The 17,204-nt window shown below is 65.1% G+C and carries 14 protein-coding genes; 9 read left to right on the forward strand and 5 right to left on the reverse strand.

All coding sequences use genetic code 11. The annotated features are described in order from the left end of the window. Nucleotides 1-52: 52 nt before the first annotated feature. The 3 genes from GGR00_RS20130 to GGR00_RS20140 all read left to right on the forward strand — a co-directional run bounded on the left by GGR00_RS20130 (nt 53) and on the right by GGR00_RS20140 (nt 4,462). Nucleotides 53-1,009 carry a PDR/VanB family oxidoreductase gene (locus tag GGR00_RS20130; protein ID WP_184700617.1) on the forward strand — a complete coding sequence of 319 codons (957 nt, stop codon included), beginning with the start codon at nt 53-55 and terminating at the stop codon, nt 1,007-1,009. A 75-nt stretch (nt 1,010-1,084) separates the two neighbouring features. Beyond that, nucleotides 1,085-3,505 (forward strand): GcvT family protein, encoded by a 2,421-nt coding sequence (locus GGR00_RS20135; RefSeq protein WP_184700620.1) that lies wholly within the window; start codon nt 1,085-1,087, stop codon nt 3,503-3,505. A gap of 174 nt (nt 3,506-3,679) precedes the next feature. Further along, a complete protein-coding gene (locus tag GGR00_RS20140) occupies nt 3,680-4,462 on the forward strand; it encodes a DeoR/GlpR family DNA-binding transcription regulator (protein WP_184700622.1) in 783 nt (260 codons plus the stop codon). A 75-nt stretch (nt 4,463-4,537) separates the two neighbouring features. Here GGR00_RS20140 and GGR00_RS20145 read toward each other — a convergent pair whose 3' ends face one another. Then, nucleotides 4,538-5,197, reverse strand: a complete 660-nt coding sequence (locus tag GGR00_RS20145) for a dihydrofolate reductase family protein (protein ID WP_184700624.1) — start codon at nt 5,195-5,197, stop codon at nt 4,538-4,540. A 218-nt stretch (nt 5,198-5,415) separates the two neighbouring features. Here GGR00_RS20145 and GGR00_RS20150 point away from each other — a divergent pair, with 218 nt between their 5' ends. Continuing rightward, a complete protein-coding gene (locus GGR00_RS20150) occupies nt 5,416-7,893 on the forward strand; it encodes a GcvT family protein (RefSeq protein WP_184700626.1) in 2,478 nt (825 codons plus the stop codon). A 55-nt stretch (nt 7,894-7,948) separates the two neighbouring features. On the opposite strand, the gene GGR00_RS20155 is transcribed toward GGR00_RS20150, so the two are convergent. After that, nucleotides 7,949-8,278 (reverse strand): DMT family transporter, encoded by a 330-nt coding sequence (locus GGR00_RS20155; protein WP_184700628.1) that lies wholly within the window; start codon nt 8,276-8,278, stop codon nt 7,949-7,951. A gap of 2 nt (nt 8,279-8,280) precedes the next feature. Beyond that, nucleotides 8,281-8,907 carry a glutathione transferase GstA gene (gene gstA, locus GGR00_RS20160; RefSeq protein WP_184700630.1) on the reverse strand — a complete coding sequence of 209 codons (627 nt, stop codon included), beginning with the start codon at nt 8,905-8,907 and terminating at the stop codon, nt 8,281-8,283. A gap of 139 nt (nt 8,908-9,046) precedes the next feature. Here gstA and GGR00_RS20165 point away from each other — a divergent pair, with 139 nt between their 5' ends. Further along, nucleotides 9,047-9,955 carry a LysR family transcriptional regulator gene (locus tag GGR00_RS20165; RefSeq protein ID WP_184700632.1) on the forward strand — a complete coding sequence of 303 codons (909 nt, stop codon included), beginning with the start codon at nt 9,047-9,049 and terminating at the stop codon, nt 9,953-9,955. Between the two features lie 7 nt (nt 9,956-9,962). Here the strand turns inward: GGR00_RS20165 and GGR00_RS20170 are convergent, their stop codons facing one another. Further along, entirely contained in the window at nt 9,963-11,585 is a 1,623-nt protein-coding gene (locus GGR00_RS20170; RefSeq protein ID WP_184700634.1) for an ABC-F family ATP-binding cassette domain-containing protein, read from the reverse strand. Nucleotides 11,586-11,775: 190 nt separating this feature from the next. Between GGR00_RS20170 and GGR00_RS20175 the strand changes: the two genes are divergently transcribed. Beyond that, a complete protein-coding gene (locus tag GGR00_RS20175) occupies nt 11,776-12,159 on the forward strand; it encodes a YciI family protein (RefSeq protein WP_184700636.1) in 384 nt (127 codons plus the stop codon). Nucleotides 12,160-12,258: 99 nt separating this feature from the next. Then, complete coding sequence (locus GGR00_RS20180) at nt 12,259-13,050, forward strand: bestrophin-like domain (RefSeq protein WP_184700638.1); 792 nt, start codon at nt 12,259-12,261, stop codon at nt 13,048-13,050. A 12-nt stretch (nt 13,051-13,062) separates the two neighbouring features. On the opposite strand, the gene GGR00_RS20185 is transcribed toward GGR00_RS20180, so the two are convergent. Beyond that, nucleotides 13,063-13,932 (reverse strand): LysR substrate-binding domain-containing protein, encoded by an 870-nt coding sequence (locus GGR00_RS20185; protein ID WP_184700640.1) that lies wholly within the window; start codon nt 13,930-13,932, stop codon nt 13,063-13,065. Nucleotides 13,933-14,074: 142 nt separating this feature from the next. On the opposite strand from GGR00_RS20185, the gene GGR00_RS20190 reads away from it, so the two are divergent. After that, the gene (locus GGR00_RS20190; protein WP_184700642.1) at nt 14,075-15,742 is read left to right on the forward strand and encodes a Na/Pi cotransporter family protein; all 1,668 of its coding nucleotides are present in this window, start codon (nt 14,075-14,077) and stop codon (nt 15,740-15,742) included. A gap of 131 nt (nt 15,743-15,873) precedes the next feature. Beyond that, nucleotides 15,874-17,076 (forward strand): 2-aminoethylphosphonate--pyruvate transaminase, encoded by a 1,203-nt coding sequence (locus GGR00_RS20195; RefSeq protein WP_184700644.1) that lies wholly within the window; start codon nt 15,874-15,876, stop codon nt 17,074-17,076. Nucleotides 17,077-17,204: the final 128 nt, after the last annotated feature.

Genomic DNA, 17,204 nt, shown 5'->3' on the forward strand with positions numbered 1-17,204 from the left:
GGGGAGGGAGACTTCTCTGCCATGCCCCCATCCTCCCAGGACGGTACAAAAAATGCTCTCTAGGCCGGAAATTCTCCTGCAGGTCGCCGAGATCAAGGCGCTGACGCCGCGCGTGGCGGCTTATCGGCTGGTGTCGCCCCATGGCGAGCGATTGCCGGCCTGGAATGCGGGCGCGCATCTGAACTTCCGCCTGCCAAGTGGCCGGACGCGTTGCTATTCGCTGTGCGGCGACCCGGCCAACAAGGCCGAGTATTGGGTGGCCGTCCAGCGCGAGGAAAACGGCGAAGGCGGCTCGCTCGAGGCGGCCGATACCTTTGCGCGCGGCGTGGTGGTGCGCGCCGATCCGCCGCGCAATGGCTTTCCGCTTGGCGGGGAGGCACGCCACCACGTGCTGATCGCTGGCGGCATCGGCATCACGCCCATCATCGCCATGATCCACCATCTCCGCCGCACGAGGGCGAGCTATTTCGTCCATGTCTGCGCCCGCTCGCTGAAGGAGGTGGCGTTTCGCGACCTGATCCAGGCCGAGGCCGCGGTAGGTCGCGCGGCGCTCCATCTCGACGGCAACGACCCGGCGCGACGGCCCGACCTGCCGGCGCTGGTCGGAGCCCCGGCAGAGGGCACGCATGTCTACGCCTGCGGTCCCGCCAGCCTGCTCAAGGCTTTCGCCCGTGCCACGGAAAGCTGGCCGCAGGAGCGGGTTCATGTCGAAAGCTTCGCACCTGAGAGCCGGCAAACCGAAGGCGACCAGCCCCTCGACGTGACCATCGCGTCGACCGGCAAAGCCATCCACGTGCCTGTAGGCACGACCCTGCTCGCCGCGCTCAAAGCCGCCGGCCACGATATCGCGACGAGCTGCCGGCAGGGCATCTGCGGCTCCTGCATGGTTCCTTATCTCGACGGCGAACCTGACCACCGTGACCAGGCGTTGAGCGACGACGAACGCCGCGAATTCCTCACCGTCTGCTGTTCGCGTGCCCTGACGCCAAGCCTGACGCTCGATCTCTGAACCTGGTCCGGCACGCGCCGGCCACAAGCAACGCGCAAAACCTCGCCACAGCGAGGCCAGCCCCGAAAGGCCAACATGTCCAAGCTTCCCTCGCACGCCCGCATCGTCATCGTCGGCGGCGGCGCCATCGGCACCTCCATCGCCTATCACCTCGCCAAGATGGGCGAGAAGGACGTCCTGCTGCTCGAAAAGAACCAGCTGACGGCGGGCTCGACCTGGCACGCCGCCGGCCTGATGGGGCAGTTGCGCAGCAAGGTGAACCTGACCCGACTGATGCAGTACAGCGCCGACCTCTGCGCCAAGATCGGCGCCGAAACCGGCCAGGATGTTGGCTGGAAGAATGTCGGCAGCCTGCGCCTCGCCGCCTCCGATGCGCGCTGGGAGGAACTCAAGCGCGCCCATACCGCCGCCAAGAGCTACGGCTTCGACATGGAGCTGATCGGCCCCGACGAGGTGAAGCGGCTGTTCCCGCTTGTCGACACCAAGGATCTGCGCGGCGCCACCTGGATCGCGTCGGACGGCCATGTCGACCCCTATTCGCTGACCCACGCCTACGCCAAGGGCGCGCGGTCGGGCGGCGTCCGCATCGTCGAGGGCGTGATGGTGACCGGCCTCACCATCAAGGACCGCCGCATCACTGCGGTAAAGACATCGGAAGGCGATGTCGGCTGCGAGATTGTCGTCAACGCCGCCGGCCTGTGGGCGCGCCAGCTCGGCGAACTGGCCAGCATCGACCTGCCGATCACAGTTGTCGAGCACGAATATTTCGTCACGGAGAAATCGCCCTCCGTGCCCGACGACCTGCCGACGCTGCGCGATCCCGACGCCAATTTCTACGTCAAGCCGGAGCCGGGCGCGATGGCGATCGGCGGCTGGGAAAAGGAGACGCGTGCCGCCTACGGGCTTGGCAAGCTGCCAATGAGCTTCGGCCAAGAGCTGTTCCCCGACGATCTCGAGCGCATCTCGGAGGTCATCGAAGGGGCTGCCAACCGCATTCCGATCCTCGGTGAGCTCGGCGTGCGCGCCGTGGTCAACGGGCCGATCCCGATCTCGGCCGATGGCGAGCCTGTCATGGGGCTCGCCGGCGACTTTGAGAACTTCTTCGTGGCCTGCGGCTTCACCTCGGGTATTGCCGCCTCGGGCGGCGCCGGCCGCGCCATCGCCAACTGGATCGCCGAGGGCGACCCCGGCATGGACCTCTGGGCCTTCGACCTGCGCCGCTTCGGCCATCCGCATGGCGGCCTCGCCTATCTTCGCGACAGCGCGCTCGAGGCCTATTCGAAATATTACGCCATCGCCTGGCCGGAGGAGGAACGTTCGGCCTGCCGCCCGCTGCGCCGCTCGCCGCTTTACCAGACGTTGACCGCGCAAGGTGCGGTCAACGGCGTCAAGTTCGGCTGGGAGCGGCCAAACTACTTCCTCAGGCCCGGCGAGGCCAAGCCGCCGCTCGAAACCTTCGAACGCGCGCCCTATGCCGAAATCATCGGCCGCGAGCACAGGATCGTGCGCGAGGGCGTGACGCTGATCGACCAGTCGTCCTTCTCGAAATTCGAGGTCTCTGGCTCGGGCGCGCTCGCCTATCTGCAATGGCTGGCGGCGGCCAATGTCGACAAGGGCGACAACGCCGTCATCTACACCCAACTACTCAACAAGCGCGGCGGCATCGAAGCCGACCTGACCATCATGCGGCGCGGCGAACAGCGGTTCCATGTCGTCACCGGCTCGGCATTCGGCACCCATGATGGCGGCTGGATTCGTCGCCACATGCCGCGCGACGGCTCGGTGTCGGTGCATGACGTGACCGGCGCCTACGGTGTCATCAATCTCTGCGGGCCGTTGTCACGCGATGTGCTGGCCAAGATCAGCGAGCACGATGTCTCGAACGAGGCCTTCCCCTACATGACCTGCCGCGAGATTCGCGTCGGCTGGGCGCCGGTCTTCGCCGCCCGCGTCACCTATGTCGGCGAGCTCGGCTGGGAGCTGCATGTGCCGACCGAATACATGGCCTATGTCTACGAGGTGCTGCGCGCGGCCGGCGCTCCGTTCGGCATCGCCGATGTCGGCTACAAGGCGATCTCCAGCCTGCGCATGGAAAAGCGCTATCTCTATTGGGGCGCAGACATCACCCCGGACGACACGCCGCTCGAAGCAGGGCTGGGTTTTGCCGTGTCGATGAAGAAGGGCGACTTCCAAGGCCGCGATGCGCTTGTCGCCCAGAAGGAGCGCGGGCTGACCCGCAAGCTGGCCTGCTTCAGGCTCGACGATCCCCTCCCCGTTTACGGTGGCGAGGCGATGTCGTTTGATGGTCGTGTCGTTGGCATGACGACCAGCGGCGACTTCGGTCACACGGTCGGCGCCTCGCTCGTCTTCGGTTATCTCAAGAGCGACGACATGAGCCTCAAGGAAATCGAAGTCGAAGCCTTCGGACGCCGCAGCCGAGCGACCGTCATCGAGCGCTGTGCCTACGATCCGGCGGGCGAGCGCGTCCGACTCTAGGATTTCGAACCCCGAAACCGGCCAGGTCGCTCCCACAGACCCTGCTGTTTCAAACGACCAGAACGCCGCGCTTTCGAATGGAGGCGCGGCGTCCTGATGTGGCATCAGGCGCCGCACGCCACATATTGCAACATCTGCTTGCCATTGCCGAGACAATGCCGCCACATAGCGCGCATGTTCGACTCGCAGAACCACAAGGCGCTCGCGCCGCGCCGTCACGACGAGATCCTGAGGCGGCTGGCCGCCGACGGCTCGGTCGGCATCACCGAGCTTGCCGCCTTCTTCGACGTGTCGCGCGAGACCATCCGCCGCGACATGAAGTTTTTGGCCGAGCGCGGCCAGCTCGACCTCGTCCATGGCGGGGCGACCTTGTTTGAGTCGACCGAACCGGCGCTCACCCTGCGCAGCCAGGAAAATGCCGGCGGCAAGGCGGCGATCGGCCGGGCCGCCGCAACCCTAGTCGAGGACGGCATGGTGGTGTTCCTCGATTCCGGCACGACCACGCTCGCCGTGGCGCACGCGCTCGCCGGCAAGCAGAACCTGACCGTCTGCACCACAAGCCTCGTGATCGCGCTGCATATGTGCCGCCAGCCGCATGTGCGGGTGCACGTGCTCGGCGGCGAGATCGACCCCTCGGAAGAGGCTGCCGTCGGCATCGACGCGCTCGACGCCATCGGCCGCTTCCGCATCGACGTCGCCTTCCTCGGGGGCGGCGCGCTGTCGCCGGACGGCGAGATCACCGACTTCACCCGCAACGGCGCCGAACAGCGCTCGCGCATGGCCGCCACCGCCGCCCGCGCCTATTTCGTGCTCGACAGCTCCAAGTTCGGCCGGCTGACACCGCTGCGCATCCCGCGCTTCGAACTCGCCGCCGGCGTCATCGTCGACGCCCCTCCCCCCGCGGCGATGGTCGAAGCCCTGGAGCGCAAGGGGCCGAAGGTGATTGTAGGGGAGTAGCCGAAGAGGGTCTGCGATCAGGATAGCTGCAAACTGCGAGGCGGCAACGCTGCCGACTCGCGTGTCTATTGGCTGTCAGGTCAGCTTCCGCCGCCGTTCCAGCTCCGCGTCCGTCGGCGTCTCGAACTCGAACGAGCCGGTGACGATGTCGCCGTCGCGGACGTATTTGTTGATCGTCACGCCCGTGCCGGAAACCTTCGATGACACCAGCTTCAGTTTCGAGGGCATGGCGGCGTCGCCGAACAGGCATTTGCCCTTGCCGAGCACCAGCGGGAAGATCGAGATGTTGAGTTCGTCGACCAGGTCGTTGGTGAGCAGCGTCTTGAGGAAATCGGTCGAACCCTGTGTCAGAAGATCGGGGCCGTCCCCGGCCTTCAGCTTGCGCACGGCGGCGACGGCATCAGTGCCGAGCGAGTGGCTGTTCTGCCAGCCGAGCTTCAGCTCGGGATTGCGCGTCGCGACATACTTGTTAATGCGGTCGAACAGCGGGCCGATGGGATCGTCAGCATCGACATAGGGCCAGTGCGCGGCGAAGATGTCCCAGGTCTTGCGCCCAAGCAGGAGATCGAACGGCCTGGCGAACATTTCGCCCACCGCCTCAGTCATCGTCTGGTCGAAATAGGGCGCAGCCCAGCCGCCAAACTTGAAGCCGCCGATCGGATCTTCCTCCGGTCCGCCCGGCGCCTGCATGATGCCGTCGAGGCTCATGAATGCACCCACCACGATCTTTCTCATGTCGTTCTCCTTCATCGCCCCTGCCGGCTCTACGTCTTGAAGACGTTCGGCGGCCGCGCGTTCCGACAGCACCGCGAAAATTTCTGCCAGCAGCGCCACGCAGCCGCAAGACCACCATCAGCCGCGCGGTCTATTGTGATTATTTGTTGCATTTTATGTTGCATTTTGTTGCGACGACGATATGGTGACGACCATCACTTTTGGGAGGTCTTTTCATCATGGCGCAGGAATTTCCGACGCAGGCTCGCGTCGTCATCGTCGGCGGCGGCATCATCGGCTGCTCGGTCGCCTATCACCTGACAAAACTCGGCTGGACCGATGTCGTGCTGCTCGAACAGGGCCAGCTCAGCGGCGGCACCACATGGCACGCAGCCGGCCTCGTCGGGCAATTGCGCAGCCACGCCAACATGACCAGCCTGATCAAATACTCGACCCAGCTCTACAGCGAGCTCGAGGCCGAGACGGGCCTCGCCACCGGCTGGAAGAACTGCGGCTCGCTGTCGGTCGCCCGCAGCGCCGACCGCATGACGGTTCTCAAGCGCACCGCGGCCTCAGCCCGCGCCCAGGGCGTCGACATCGAGGTGATCTCTGCGAAAGAAGCGCAGGAGAAGTGGCCGGTCATGGCCATCGACGACCTCGCCGGCGCCGTCTGGCTGCCGGGCGACGGCAAGGCCAACCCGACGGACCTGACCCAATCGCTGGCCAAGGGCGCGCGCAATCGCGGCGCGCGTGTCATCGAGCGCGTCCGCGTCACCGGCATCCAGACCAAGAACGGTCGGGCGACGGGCGTTTCGACAGACAAGGGCGACATCGCTGCCGAGATCGTGGTCAACTGCGCCGGCCAATGGGCACGCAAGGTCGGCGCGATGTGCGGGGTGACGGTGCCGCTCCACTCCGCCGAGCACATGTACATCGTAACCGGCAAGATCGAGGGCGTGCATCCCGACCTGCCGGTGCTGCGCGACCCCGACGGCTACATCTACTTCAAGGAAGAGGTTGGCGGCCTGGTCATGGGCGGTTTCGAACCCGAGGCCAAGCCGTGGGGCATGAACGGCATCCCCGACGATTTCGAGTTCGCGCTTCTGCCCGACGACTGGGACCAGTTCGAGATCCTGATGCAGAATGCGCTCATCCGCGTGCCGCAATTGGAGACGTCAGAGGTCAAGAAATTCTACAACGGCCCTGAGAGCTTCACCGCCGACAACAACTTCATCCTCGGCGAAGCGCCGGAGCTCAAGAACTTCTATGTCGGCGCCGGCTTCAACTCGATGGGCATCGCCAGTGCCGGCGGCGCCGGCCGCGCGCTGGCCGAATGGATCGTCAACGGCGCCGCGACCATGGACCTGTGGCCGGTCGACATCAGGCGCTTTGCCGGCTTCAACAACAATCCACGCTGGCTGCACGACCGCGTCAAGGAAACGCTTGGCCTGCACTACGCCATGCCCTGGCCGAACCGCGAACTCGACAGCGCCCGCCCCTTCCGCCGCTCTTCGCTTTACGACCGGCTGGCCGCCAAGGGCGCCTGCTTCGGTTCCAAGATGGGCTGGGAGCGCGCCAACTGGTTTGCCGCGCCGCGCGAGAAGCCAGAGACCGAATATTCCTTCGGCCGCCAGAACTGGCATGGCGCCGTGCAGCGCGAGATGAAGGCGACCCGCGAGGCCGCCGGCATCTTCGACCAGACGTCCTTCGCCAAGATTCTGGTGCAGGGCCGCGATGCAGCGTCGGTGCTCAACCGCATCTGTGCCGCCGACATCGACGTCGAGATCGGCCGCTCGATCTACACCGGCCTGCTCAACGAGCGCGGCGGCTATGAGAGCGACCTGACTGTCATGCGGCTTGGCCGCGAAAAATTCCTTGTTGTCACCGGTTCGGCCCAGGCCGTGCACGACGCCGACTGGATCTCGAAAAACATCCCGGAGGATGCGCATGTCACGTTGACCGACGTCACATCATCCTATGCGGTGCTGGCGCTGATGGGGCCGCGCTCGCGTGACATCCTGGCCAAGCTCACCTCTGCAGACCTCTCCAATGCCGGCTTCCCGTTCGCCACCATCCGCGAAATCGACATCGGCTATGCCACTGCCTACGCCAACCGCATGACCTATGTCGGCGAGCTCGGCTGGGAGCTGATCGTGCCAACCGAATTCGCCGTCGGCGTCTACGAGGCGCTGCACGAGGCCGGTCGCGAGCACGGCCTCACCGACTGCGGCTACTACGCGCTGGAAGCACTGCGCATTGAAAAGGGTTTTCGCGCCTGGAGCCGGGAGCTTACGCCCGATATCAATCCCTATGAGGCCGGCCTCGCCTTCGCCGTGTCGATGGACAAGCCGGGCGGCTTCATCGGCAAGGAAGCGCTGGTCGCCGCCAAGGCCTCGGGTAAGCTCACCCGCCGCATCGTGCAGTTCACGCTCGACGACGCGGCACCCATGCTGTGGGGCGGCGAACTGATCCTGCGCGACGGCAAGCCGGTGGGCGAAGTGCGCTCGGCATCCTACGGCCACACTCTGGGCCGCTCGGTGGCGCTCGGCCTGCTGCACGACGAGTCCGGCGTCGACAAGGACTTCATCGAAAGCGGCCGCTTCGAGATCGATCTTGCCGGCGAATGCCACAGCGCGACCGCGCATCTCAAGGCGCCCTACGATCCGAAGTCGGAGAGGGTGAAAGCCGACAGCACCGAATTGCGCGAAGCCGCCTGATCGCGGCAGACAAGAACCCTCGCCTGCCCCTCCCTCGCGGGAGGGGCTTTCTTTTCTAGCCGGGCGCCAGTTTGAGCATGGCGATGCCGGCAAGCACGGCGGCGATGCCGCCGAGCCTGAGCGGGCTCAGTTGCTCGCCGAACAACGCGACTCCCATTACTACGGTGCCTGCAGCGCCGATCCCGGTCCACACGGCATAGGCAGTGCCGACCGGTAGCGCCTCCAAGACCTTGCCGAGCAAATAGACGAAGGCTGCCAACAACAGGACCGAGACGACTGACCAGCCTGGTCGGGTGTAGCCCTCGGCATATTTCATCGACACCGCCCAGGCGACATCGAGCACCCCGGCGATCACGAGCAGTGTCCAGGCAAACCCCTGGCTCATAGTCAGGCCGCGAGCTTCATGCCTTCGGCCAGCATCGCCTCGCGCACCTTGGGCCGTGCGCCGACGCGCCCCATGTAGGCGCGCAACCGCGGAAATGCGGAGAGGTCGACCTTGGCGAAGGCGGACCAGCCGACGATGGTGAAAAGATAGGCGTCGGCGACGGTGAAGTTCTCACCCATCAGATGAGAGCCGCTGCCCTCTAGATGCTTTTCGACATAGGCAAGACGCTCGCCGATCTTGGCGCGTGCCACCTCCTGCGCCTGGACGCCGTATTCGGGATGGAACAGCCACGGGCTGTACATCTTGTGCAGCTCGGTAGCGACGAAGTTGAGCCAGGATTGCAACTGATAGCGTTCGCGCGTGCCGGTCTCCGGGGCCAGCTTCAAGGCCGGGCGGAGGTCGGCGAGGTACTGCACGATCGCGGCACCTTCGGTCAGCAACGAACCGTCGTCGAGTTCGAGCGCCGGCACGTAGCCGTTCGGGTTGACGCTGGTGAAGTCGTGTCCGCCTGCGGTGATATGCGGCTTCCTGAAAATGTCGACGCGCTCGATGTCGAGCGCGATGCCGGCTTCGAGCGCCACGATATGGGGCGAGAGCGAACAGGTGCCGGTGGCGTAAAAGAGCTTCATGATCTGTCCTCTTGGGTTGTCGACCGTGTGGTCGTTGTTTCCAGGGACAAAACTAGCCGTTGCGTTGCCGCAATGCTCGTTGGATTTTTGCCAGCCTGGTTTGCATGACTGCAAGTAGCCTCCATGCTAAGAGCCATGCATGGAGGACTGGAACGAACTCAAGCTCATACTGGCGGTCGCCCGTGCCAGCAGCCTGACGGCGGCGGCGGGATTGCTCGGCATCGACCACTCGACGGTGTTTCGCCGGCTCAATGCGTTCGAGCAGCGGCTGGCCGTACGACTGTTCGAGCGCCTGCCGGGCGGCGTCTACCAGCTGACCCCAGCGGGCGAGCGCATGGCCGCTGCCGCCGAGCGCATGGAGGACGAAGCGCTGGCCCTGGCGCGCGACATCGCGGGCGCCGATGGCCGGCTGTCGGGGCGGCTGCGCGTCACCTCGTCGGAGACGCTCGCCTATTCCAGGCTGACGAAACTCCTGGCCGAATTCCGCAGCGTCCATCCAGGCATCGTCGTCGAGCTTGCCATCGAAAACCGCGTGCTCAGCCTGTCACGCCGCGAGGCCGACGTAGCGCTGCGGCCGATCCGGCCGAAGGAAGGCGACCTTTGGGGGCGCAAGCTCGCAGGCGTCGCATGGACGTTCTTTGCAGCGCAAAGCTATCTCGACTCTTATGGAGGCCTAATCCTAGAGCCGGCCGCGCTAGGCCTGCATTCGCTGATCGGTTGGGAGGAGACCGCAGGCGGCATCATGGCCGCCGACTGGCTGGACCGGAACGTCTCGCCCGACAGCTACGTCTACCGCACCAACAGCCTGGTCAACCAGTCGGTAGCGGCCAAGGCCGGGATCGGACTGGCGCTGCTGCCCTGCTACCTCGGCGACAATGAGCGGGGGCTCGTGCGGGCGCTGGCGGAACCCATCGGGGAACTGGCAGGCGAACTGTGGATCGTCACCCATCAGGACCTGAAGGGTACGGCCCGGGTCCGCGCCTTCTTCGACGTCGTCGGCGACGGCCTGGCGCGCGAGCGCGACCTGTTCGAAGGCCGCGCCGGCTAGCCCGGCGTCAGTGCCTCAGGCCCGGCGCTTCCTGGCCGGTGCGCTCGACATATTCGACGTAGCCGCCGCCATACTGGTGGATACCCTCGGGCGTGATCTCCAGCACCCGGTTGGACAGGGCGGCAAGGAAATGCCGATCGTGCGAAACGAACAGCATGGTGCCTTCGTACTGCGCGAGGGCTGCGATCAGCATTTCCTTGGTGGCAATGTCGAGGTGGTTGGTCGGCTCGTCGAGCACCAGCAGGTTGGGCGGGTCGAACAGCATGATCGCCATCACCAGCCGTGCTTTTTCGCCGCCCGACAGCACCCGGCACTTCTTCTCGATCTCGTCGCCGGAGAAGCCGAAGCAGCCGGCGAGCGCGCGCAATGGCGCCTGCCCCGCCTGCGGAAAGGTGTATTCCAGCTGCTCGAACACGGTGCGATCGCCATCGAGCAGGTCCATGGCGTGCTGGGCGAAATAACCCATCTTGACGCTTGGGCCGCGGGCCACCGTGCCGTCGTCAGGCTCGGAGGCGCCGGCGACCAGCTTCAACAGCGTCGACTTGCCGGCGCCGTTGATGCCCATGATGCACCAGCGCTCCTTGCGGCGGACCTGGAAGTCCAGACCCTCATAGATGCTGCGGCTGCCATAGCGCTTGTGCACGTTCTTGAGCGTGACAACGTCCTCGCCCGAGCGCGGCGCCGGCTGGAACTCGAAGGCCACCGTCTGGCGGCGCTTGGGCGGCTCGACGCGATCGATCTTGTCCAGCTTCTTGACCCGGCTCTGCACCTGGGCGGCATGGGACGCGCGCGCCTTGAAGCGCTCGATGAACTTGATCTCCTTGGCCAGCATCGCCTGCTGACGCTCGAACTGCGCCTGCTGCTGCTTGTCGGCAAGCTGACGCTGCTGTTCGTAGAATTCGTAGTCGCCGGAATAGGTGGTCAGCGAGCCGCCGTCGATCTCGATGATCTTGTTGACAATGCGGTTCATGAAGGCGCGGTCATGCGAAGTCATCAGCAGCGCGCCGTCATAGCCCTTCAGGAAAGCCTCCAGCCAGATCAGGCTCTCGAGGTCGAGATGGTTGGAGGGTTCGTCGAGCAACATCACGTCGGGCCGCATCAACAGGATGCGGGCGAGCGCCACGCGCATCTTCCAGCCCCCCGACAGCTTGCCGACGTCGCCGTCCATCATTTCCTGGGTGAAGCTCAAACCGTCGAGCACCTCGCGGGCGCGGCCGTCGAGCGAATAACCATCCAGCTCCTCGTAGCGGGCCTGTACTTCGCCGTAGCGTTCGATGATGGCGTCCATCTCGTCGGCGCGGTCGGGGTCGACCATCGCGGCTTCCAGCTCGCGCATCTCGGCGGCCACTTCGCTCACCGGCCCCGCACCTTCCATCACCTCGGCGACGGCGCTTCGCCCGGACATCTCGCCGACATCCTGGTTGAAATAGCCGATGGTGATGCCGCGCTCGGTCGAGACCTGGCCCTCGTCGGGCAGCTCTTCGCCCTTGATCATGCGAAAAAGCGTCGTCTTGCCGGCGCCATTGGGGCCGACGAGACCGATCTTCTCCTGCTTCTGCAGCGTGGCCGAGGCCTCGATGAAAAGAAGCCGGTGGCTGTTCTGCTTGCTGATGTTCTCAATGCGGATCATGGAAACCAAGGCCTGGGAGGGGGAGTTGCGGCGGCTTATGGCACGCGCGCGCGCCAAGCGCGAGAGCCCAGTTGCGGGTCATAGCAGCGCATGGGATTTTGCGATGGGCGGGCGCCTTGCCCGATTGCCCTCGAAAACCAATACTGTGCCGGACGAAAAACAGAGATGCACAGGCAAGGGAGTGGGACGCATGCTGTACGCAATACTGGCATATCATGCGGAGGGAGTGGTCGAATCCTGGACCGAGGAGGAGGACGCGGCCCTGATGAAGGACCTGCTCGAGGTCAACGACCGCCTCGTCCGCGAGAAGCACCTGGGTCCGGCGGCGCGCCTGGGACCGACAGAGGACGCGGTGACGCTGAGGGGACCAGGGCTCGGGCTCGTCACCGACGGCCCCTTTGCGGAGACCAAGGAGCAGTTGCTCGGTTTCTACGTGGTGGACTACCCGACGATGGACGCAGCCGTTGCGGCCGCGCGCGAGCTGCGCTCCGCCAACCCGACTGCCGTGTATGAGGTCCGGCCGATCCTGCTTTATGTGCCCGGCGCCCCGGTCGCGGGACAGGACACACAGTAGGATTTTCCCACGCGCCGGGCACCGGCCGGGCCCTGGATTGTACCATCCTGCTGGCTGCGCTAGCTTGGCCTGAAGCCTCCGGTCCAAGCATCCAGCGCCATGGAAGTCTTCTTCGGATTTGGGTTCCTGATCCTGTTCATCGTCGCCGCCTTGTGTGGCGTGGCGTTACGCGTCCGCCTGCATGAAGACCACCTGTCGCAGGGCAACATGGACGCACTGCGGCTGGTAACAGGACTTCTCGTCACGTTTGCCGCGCTGGTTCTGAGCCTGCAGTTGTCGACGGGAAAGCAGGCGTTCGACGCCGCCAACAAGGACCGCTCGCTCTACGCCGCAAGGCTGGCGCGGCTCGACCAGTGCCTGCGCAATTTCGGCACCGAGATGGAGCCGGCGAGGCTGATGCTTCGCCAATACACCGCGGCCGTCATCGGCAGCACCTGGACGAGCGAGCCAGCGCCCGCCATCGACGGCATGCCCGACATAGGCAAGATCGCCGCAAGCGGCGAAGACCAGGGACTGAAGGCCCTGATGAACGAGGTCGGGCTTCTGGTCGACGGGCTGGCGCCGGAGGATGCCCTGCACGTCAACATGGCGGCGAGGTGCCGCTCCGATTTCACGCTGGTTCAGGAAAGCCGCTGGGCGGTGATCGAGGATGCCAGCGGCGTCGCGCGCGGTTCGTTCAGCAGCATCGTCAGCTTCTGGCTGGCGCTGGTTTTCTTCAGTTTCGGACTGCAGATACCCCGCCGCATGCTGGGTGCGGTCGTGCTGGCCACCGGCGTCGTGGCGGTCGCCAGCGTGATGTTTGTCATCATCGACCTCCGCATCCCCTATGGCGGCATGTTCGGCATCACCAGCTCGGCGATGCGCGACGCCCTGGCCGACATGAATAGATAGGCCTGCCAGCCCTCACCCCGTAGCCATCGACCTCGCAATGTCGAGGAATACCCGCACCAGCTTGCCGCCGCTGCGCTCCTTGAGGCAGATCAACGCTTCGTCCATCAGCATCTCGGGCGCGGCGATGGGGATCTGCACCAGCCGGGCGTCCTGGCCGAACTCGGCCGCCGAGACAAAACCGACACCGGCGCCCGACGCCACAATCTCGCGCACGGCCTCGCGGCCCTCCGCCTCGATCGCCGGCTTGAACTCGAACCCCTCTTTGGCGGCGAGGTCTTCCAGCTTGGCGCGGGTCTTCGAGCCGCGCTCGCGCATCACCAACGGCAGCCGCGCCAGTTCGTCCAGCGACAGCGACTTGGCCTGCGCCAGCGGATGGTCGGACGAGACGAAGGCGACGATCGGCGTCGAGTTGAGATTGACCACCTCGAAATCGCGGCCTGTCGGGATTTCGCCGAGCACGCCGATGTCGGCCTCGTAGCTGTAGAGGCTGGAGATGACCGTCTCGGTGTTGCCGGCACGCACGGAAACCTGGATCCCAGGATATTTCTGGCGGAACTGGCCGAGGATGTGCAGCAGGTGGTGCGCGGCATCGGCGACGATGCGCAGCGTGCCCGAACGCAGCGCGCGCGATTCCGACAGAAGCTCCAGGGCCTGCTGTTCGGTGTCGAACATGCGCCGGGTGATCTCGAGCAGTTGCTGGCCTGCCGCCGTCGGCGTGACCTGCTTCTTGTGGCGATTGAACAGGAGGACGTCATACTCTTCCTCGAGCTTGCGCACCTGGTCGGAAATTGCCGGCTGGGTGAGGAACAGCGTCTCGGCGGCGCGCGAAAAACCGCCGCACACCGCGACATGGTGAAAAGCCCTCAGCTGTACGTACCGCATGCCTGCCTCCTGACGTCGAGCAAGGATAGCAATAAATCCTGTCGATATAAATATCGAAACTAACGATTTGATTTATGACCGGCCTTACCGAGGATAGGGCAGGCGCCATCCTTGCGCGCCGCGCGCTGGGAGGCACGGCACCATGCATCTTTTGTACATCCTGCTGCAGTTGGCGGGCGCCATCATGCTTCTGTTGTGGGCCGTGCGCATGGTGCGCACCGGCGTCGAGCGGGCACATGGCACGCTTCTGCGAGAGGCCCTGCGCGGCGCAACCAAAGGCCGGCTACGGTCGGCAGCCGCGGGCACCGTACTCGCCATCATGCTGCAGAGCGCCACTGCCGTGGCAGTCCTTGCCGCAGGCTTCGCCACGGCCGGCGTGATGACCGTCTCGGGCGGGCTCGCCGTGATGCTCGGCGCCGATGTCGGCTCTGCCCTGGTGGTGCAGGCGCTGTCCTTTGATCTCAGCTGGCTGGTGCCGCTGTTGCTCTTTGCCGGCGCCACCCTGTTCCTCAAGGTCGAGGCCCGCATCGTCAAGCAGACCGGGCGCACCCTGCTCGGCATCGCCTTCATCCTGATCTCGCTACGCATGGTCGGCGAAGCGACGGCGCCAATGCGCCACAGCGCGCTGCTGCCGATGGCGATCGACTACCTTCGCGGCGATCCGGTGACGGCCTTTGGCGCCGCCGCCCTGTTCACCTGGCTGATCCATTCCAGCGTCGCTTCGGTGCTCTTGTTCATGTCGATGGCGGCGCAAGGCGTGCTTCCGGTGGAGGTGGCACTGCCGATGATCCTCGGCGTCAATCTCGGCGCCGGCCTCGTTGCCGTCGGGCTGACGCGCGGCCAGGCGATCGACGCCAGGCGTATCCCCATCGGCAACCTGGTTTTCCGCGCCCTGGCAGCGCTGGCGATCCTGATCGCGCTGCAGGGTCTTGTTCTGCCCACGGCCTGGTTCGGAGAAAATCCCGCGCGCCAGGTGGTCAACATACACCTCGCCTTCAACCTTGCGCTGTTGATCCTGTGCCTGCCTTTCACCGGCCCGATGGAGCGGCTCACCCGGTTGATCCTGCCCGATGCACCCGCCGAGCAGAAAGGCTTCGACCTGATGTCACGCCGCGCCAGCGCGCTCGACAGGACGGTCATCAAGATGCCGAGCGTGGCGCTCGCCTGCGCCACCCGCGAGGTGCTGCGCATGGCCGAGGTGGTGGAGATCATGCTTCGCCCGGTGATGGATCTGTTCGAATCCGGCGACCGGACGCGTGTCGACCAGGTGCGAAAGCTGGACGAGGAGGTCAACCGCGCCCACACCGACATCAAGCTCTACATCGCCGAGGTCAACCGCGGGACGATGACCCAGGACGAGGCGCGGCGCGGCATCGAGCTCACCGACCTCGCCATCAATCTCGAGCATGCCGGCGACATCATCGCCAAGAACCTTTTGGTGCTGGCCGAGGAGAAGACCGACAAGCGCCTGAGCTTCTCCAAAGAAGGATGGTCGGAGCTGACCGTCCTGCACGACCGCGTGCTGGCCAACATGCAGATCGCCATGAACGTACTCGTGTCAGGCGACCTAGAGGCGGCGCGACAGCTGGTGGTCGAGAAGGAACGCATGCGCAGGCTCGAGCGCGACAGCCACGAACGCCACCTCAAGCGCCTGCAATCGGGCACACCGCAAAGCATTGAAACCAGCGACATCCATCTCGAAGCGGTGCGGGCGCTAAAGGAGTTCAATTCGCTGCTGGTCTCGGTCGCCTATCCGATCCTGACACAGAGCGGCGACTTGCTGGAGAGCCGGCTTGCCAGGACCGCCTGACCGCAGTCGATCTCCGCCCTACGATCATCATTCCAGCTTATCAAAGAATACAAAATAACGATTTTACATATGGATTGAAGAGACCCAAGGTGAGCTCGAACCAAACATCTGATGACGGCCAGGAGAAACAAATGCTGTCCGAACACAAGCTTGCAGCCGCTGCCCCCTTCCCTGCCCCGGCGCTGGGCGAGCCCTACCTGCTGACGCCCGGTCCGCTGACGACCTCGTATGCCGTCAAGCAGGCGATGCTGCGCGACTGGGGTTCGTGGGACGGCGACTTCCGGGCGATGACGGCGGAGATGCGCCAGCGTCTCTTGGCCATGCTCGGCGACGGAAATGGTGAATTCGACTGCGTGCCAATGCAAGGCAGCGGCAGCTTTGTCGTCGAGGCGATGCTCGGCTCGTTCGTACCGCTCGACGGCAAGGTGCTGGTGCTGGTCAACGGCGCCTATGGCCAACGCATCGTCCAGACACTCGGCTATCTCGGCCGCGACCATGTCGCCATCGACAAGGGCGACTACATGCCGCCACGCGGGCCGGAAGTGGCCGCAGCACTCGACGCCGATCCCGCCATCACCCATGTGATCCTCGTTCATTGCGAGACCAGCTCCGGCATCCTCAACCCGGTCGCCGAGATTTCCGAGGTCGTCTACGCCAAGGGCCGCAAGTTCCTGGTCGACTCGATGAGCGCCTTCGGCGCCATCCCGCTCGATGCCAGCGAGATCCGCTACGAGGCGATGGTGTCCTCGGCCAACAAGTGCATCGAGGGCGTGCCCGGTTTCGGCTTCATCATCGCCCGCAACAGCGAGCTGGAGGCAGCCAAGGGACGCAGCCATTCGCTCAGCCTCGACGTGCACGCCCAGTGGGCGCACATGAACAAGACCGGCCAGTGGCGCTACACGCCGCCGACGCATGTGGTCGCTGCCTTCCTCGAGGCGCTGCGCCAGCACGAAACCGAGGGCGGCGTCGCCGGCCGCGGCGCCCGCTATACGCGCAACCGCGACGTGATGGTGGCGGGCATGCGCGAGCTTGGCTTCGAGACGCTGCTCAAGGACCGCTGGCTGTCGCCGATCATCGTCACCTTTTTCAATCCGGCGCATCCCAACTTCGCCTTCGACCGCTTCTACGAGTTGATGAAGGAAAAGGGCTTCATCATCTATCCGGGCAAGCTGACGGTGGTGGACAGCTTCCGCGTCGGCTGCATCGGGAGGATGGACGAGCACGTCATGCGCAAGGTGGTGGATGCCGCCGGCCAGTCGCTGCATGAGATGGGCGTCGATACCGCGGCTCCCCCCGCCGCTGCCATTGCCGAGCGCGCCAAGCTCGCCGCCTGACAACGACAAGAAAAGATCACAAAGGACCTTCCTCCCATGAACAAGATGACCACGATCAACGTCAGCGCCAACGGCCGCACCTACGACTGGCCGCGGGTGCCGGCGATTGCCATCTGCCTCGACGGCTG

Origin of the sequence: Aminobacter aganoensis, from assembly GCF_014206975.1 — a bacterium.
GTDB classification, from domain to species: domain Bacteria; phylum Pseudomonadota; class Alphaproteobacteria; order Rhizobiales; family Rhizobiaceae; genus Aminobacter; species Aminobacter aganoensis.

Excerpts from the sequence above, each read along its gene's own strand:
- GGR00_RS20130 (WP_184700617.1), top strand. The coding sequence starts at position 53 with ATGCTCTCTAGGCCGGAAATTCTCCTGCAGGTCGCCGAGATCAAGGCG.
- GGR00_RS20135 (WP_184700620.1), top strand. The coding sequence starts at position 1,085 with ATGTCCAAGCTTCCCTCGCACGCCCGCATCGTCATCGTCGGCGGCGGC.
- GGR00_RS20140 (WP_184700622.1), top strand. The coding sequence starts at position 3,680 with ATGTTCGACTCGCAGAACCACAAGGCGCTCGCGCCGCGCCGTCACGAC.
- GGR00_RS20145 (WP_184700624.1), bottom strand. The coding sequence starts at position 5,197 with ATGAGAAAGATCGTGGTGGGTGCATTCATGAGCCTCGACGGCATCATG.
- GGR00_RS20150 (WP_184700626.1), top strand. The coding sequence starts at position 5,416 with ATGGCGCAGGAATTTCCGACGCAGGCTCGCGTCGTCATCGTCGGCGGC.
- GGR00_RS20155 (WP_184700628.1), bottom strand. The coding sequence starts at position 8,278 with ATGAGCCAGGGGTTTGCCTGGACACTGCTCGTGATCGCCGGGGTGCTC.
- gstA (WP_184700630.1), bottom strand. The coding sequence starts at position 8,907 with ATGAAGCTCTTTTACGCCACCGGCACCTGTTCGCTCTCGCCCCATATC.
- GGR00_RS20165 (WP_184700632.1), top strand. The coding sequence starts at position 9,047 with ATGGAGGACTGGAACGAACTCAAGCTCATACTGGCGGTCGCCCGTGCC.
- GGR00_RS20170 (WP_184700634.1), bottom strand. The coding sequence starts at position 11,585 with ATGATCCGCATTGAGAACATCAGCAAGCAGAACAGCCACCGGCTTCTT.
- GGR00_RS20175 (WP_184700636.1), top strand. The coding sequence starts at position 11,776 with ATGCTGTACGCAATACTGGCATATCATGCGGAGGGAGTGGTCGAATCC.
- GGR00_RS20180 (WP_184700638.1), top strand. The coding sequence starts at position 12,259 with ATGGAAGTCTTCTTCGGATTTGGGTTCCTGATCCTGTTCATCGTCGCC.
- GGR00_RS20185 (WP_184700640.1), bottom strand. The coding sequence starts at position 13,932 with ATGCGGTACGTACAGCTGAGGGCTTTTCACCATGTCGCGGTGTGCGGC.
- GGR00_RS20190 (WP_184700642.1), top strand. The coding sequence starts at position 14,075 with ATGCATCTTTTGTACATCCTGCTGCAGTTGGCGGGCGCCATCATGCTT.
- GGR00_RS20195 (WP_184700644.1), top strand. The coding sequence starts at position 15,874 with ATGCTGTCCGAACACAAGCTTGCAGCCGCTGCCCCCTTCCCTGCCCCG.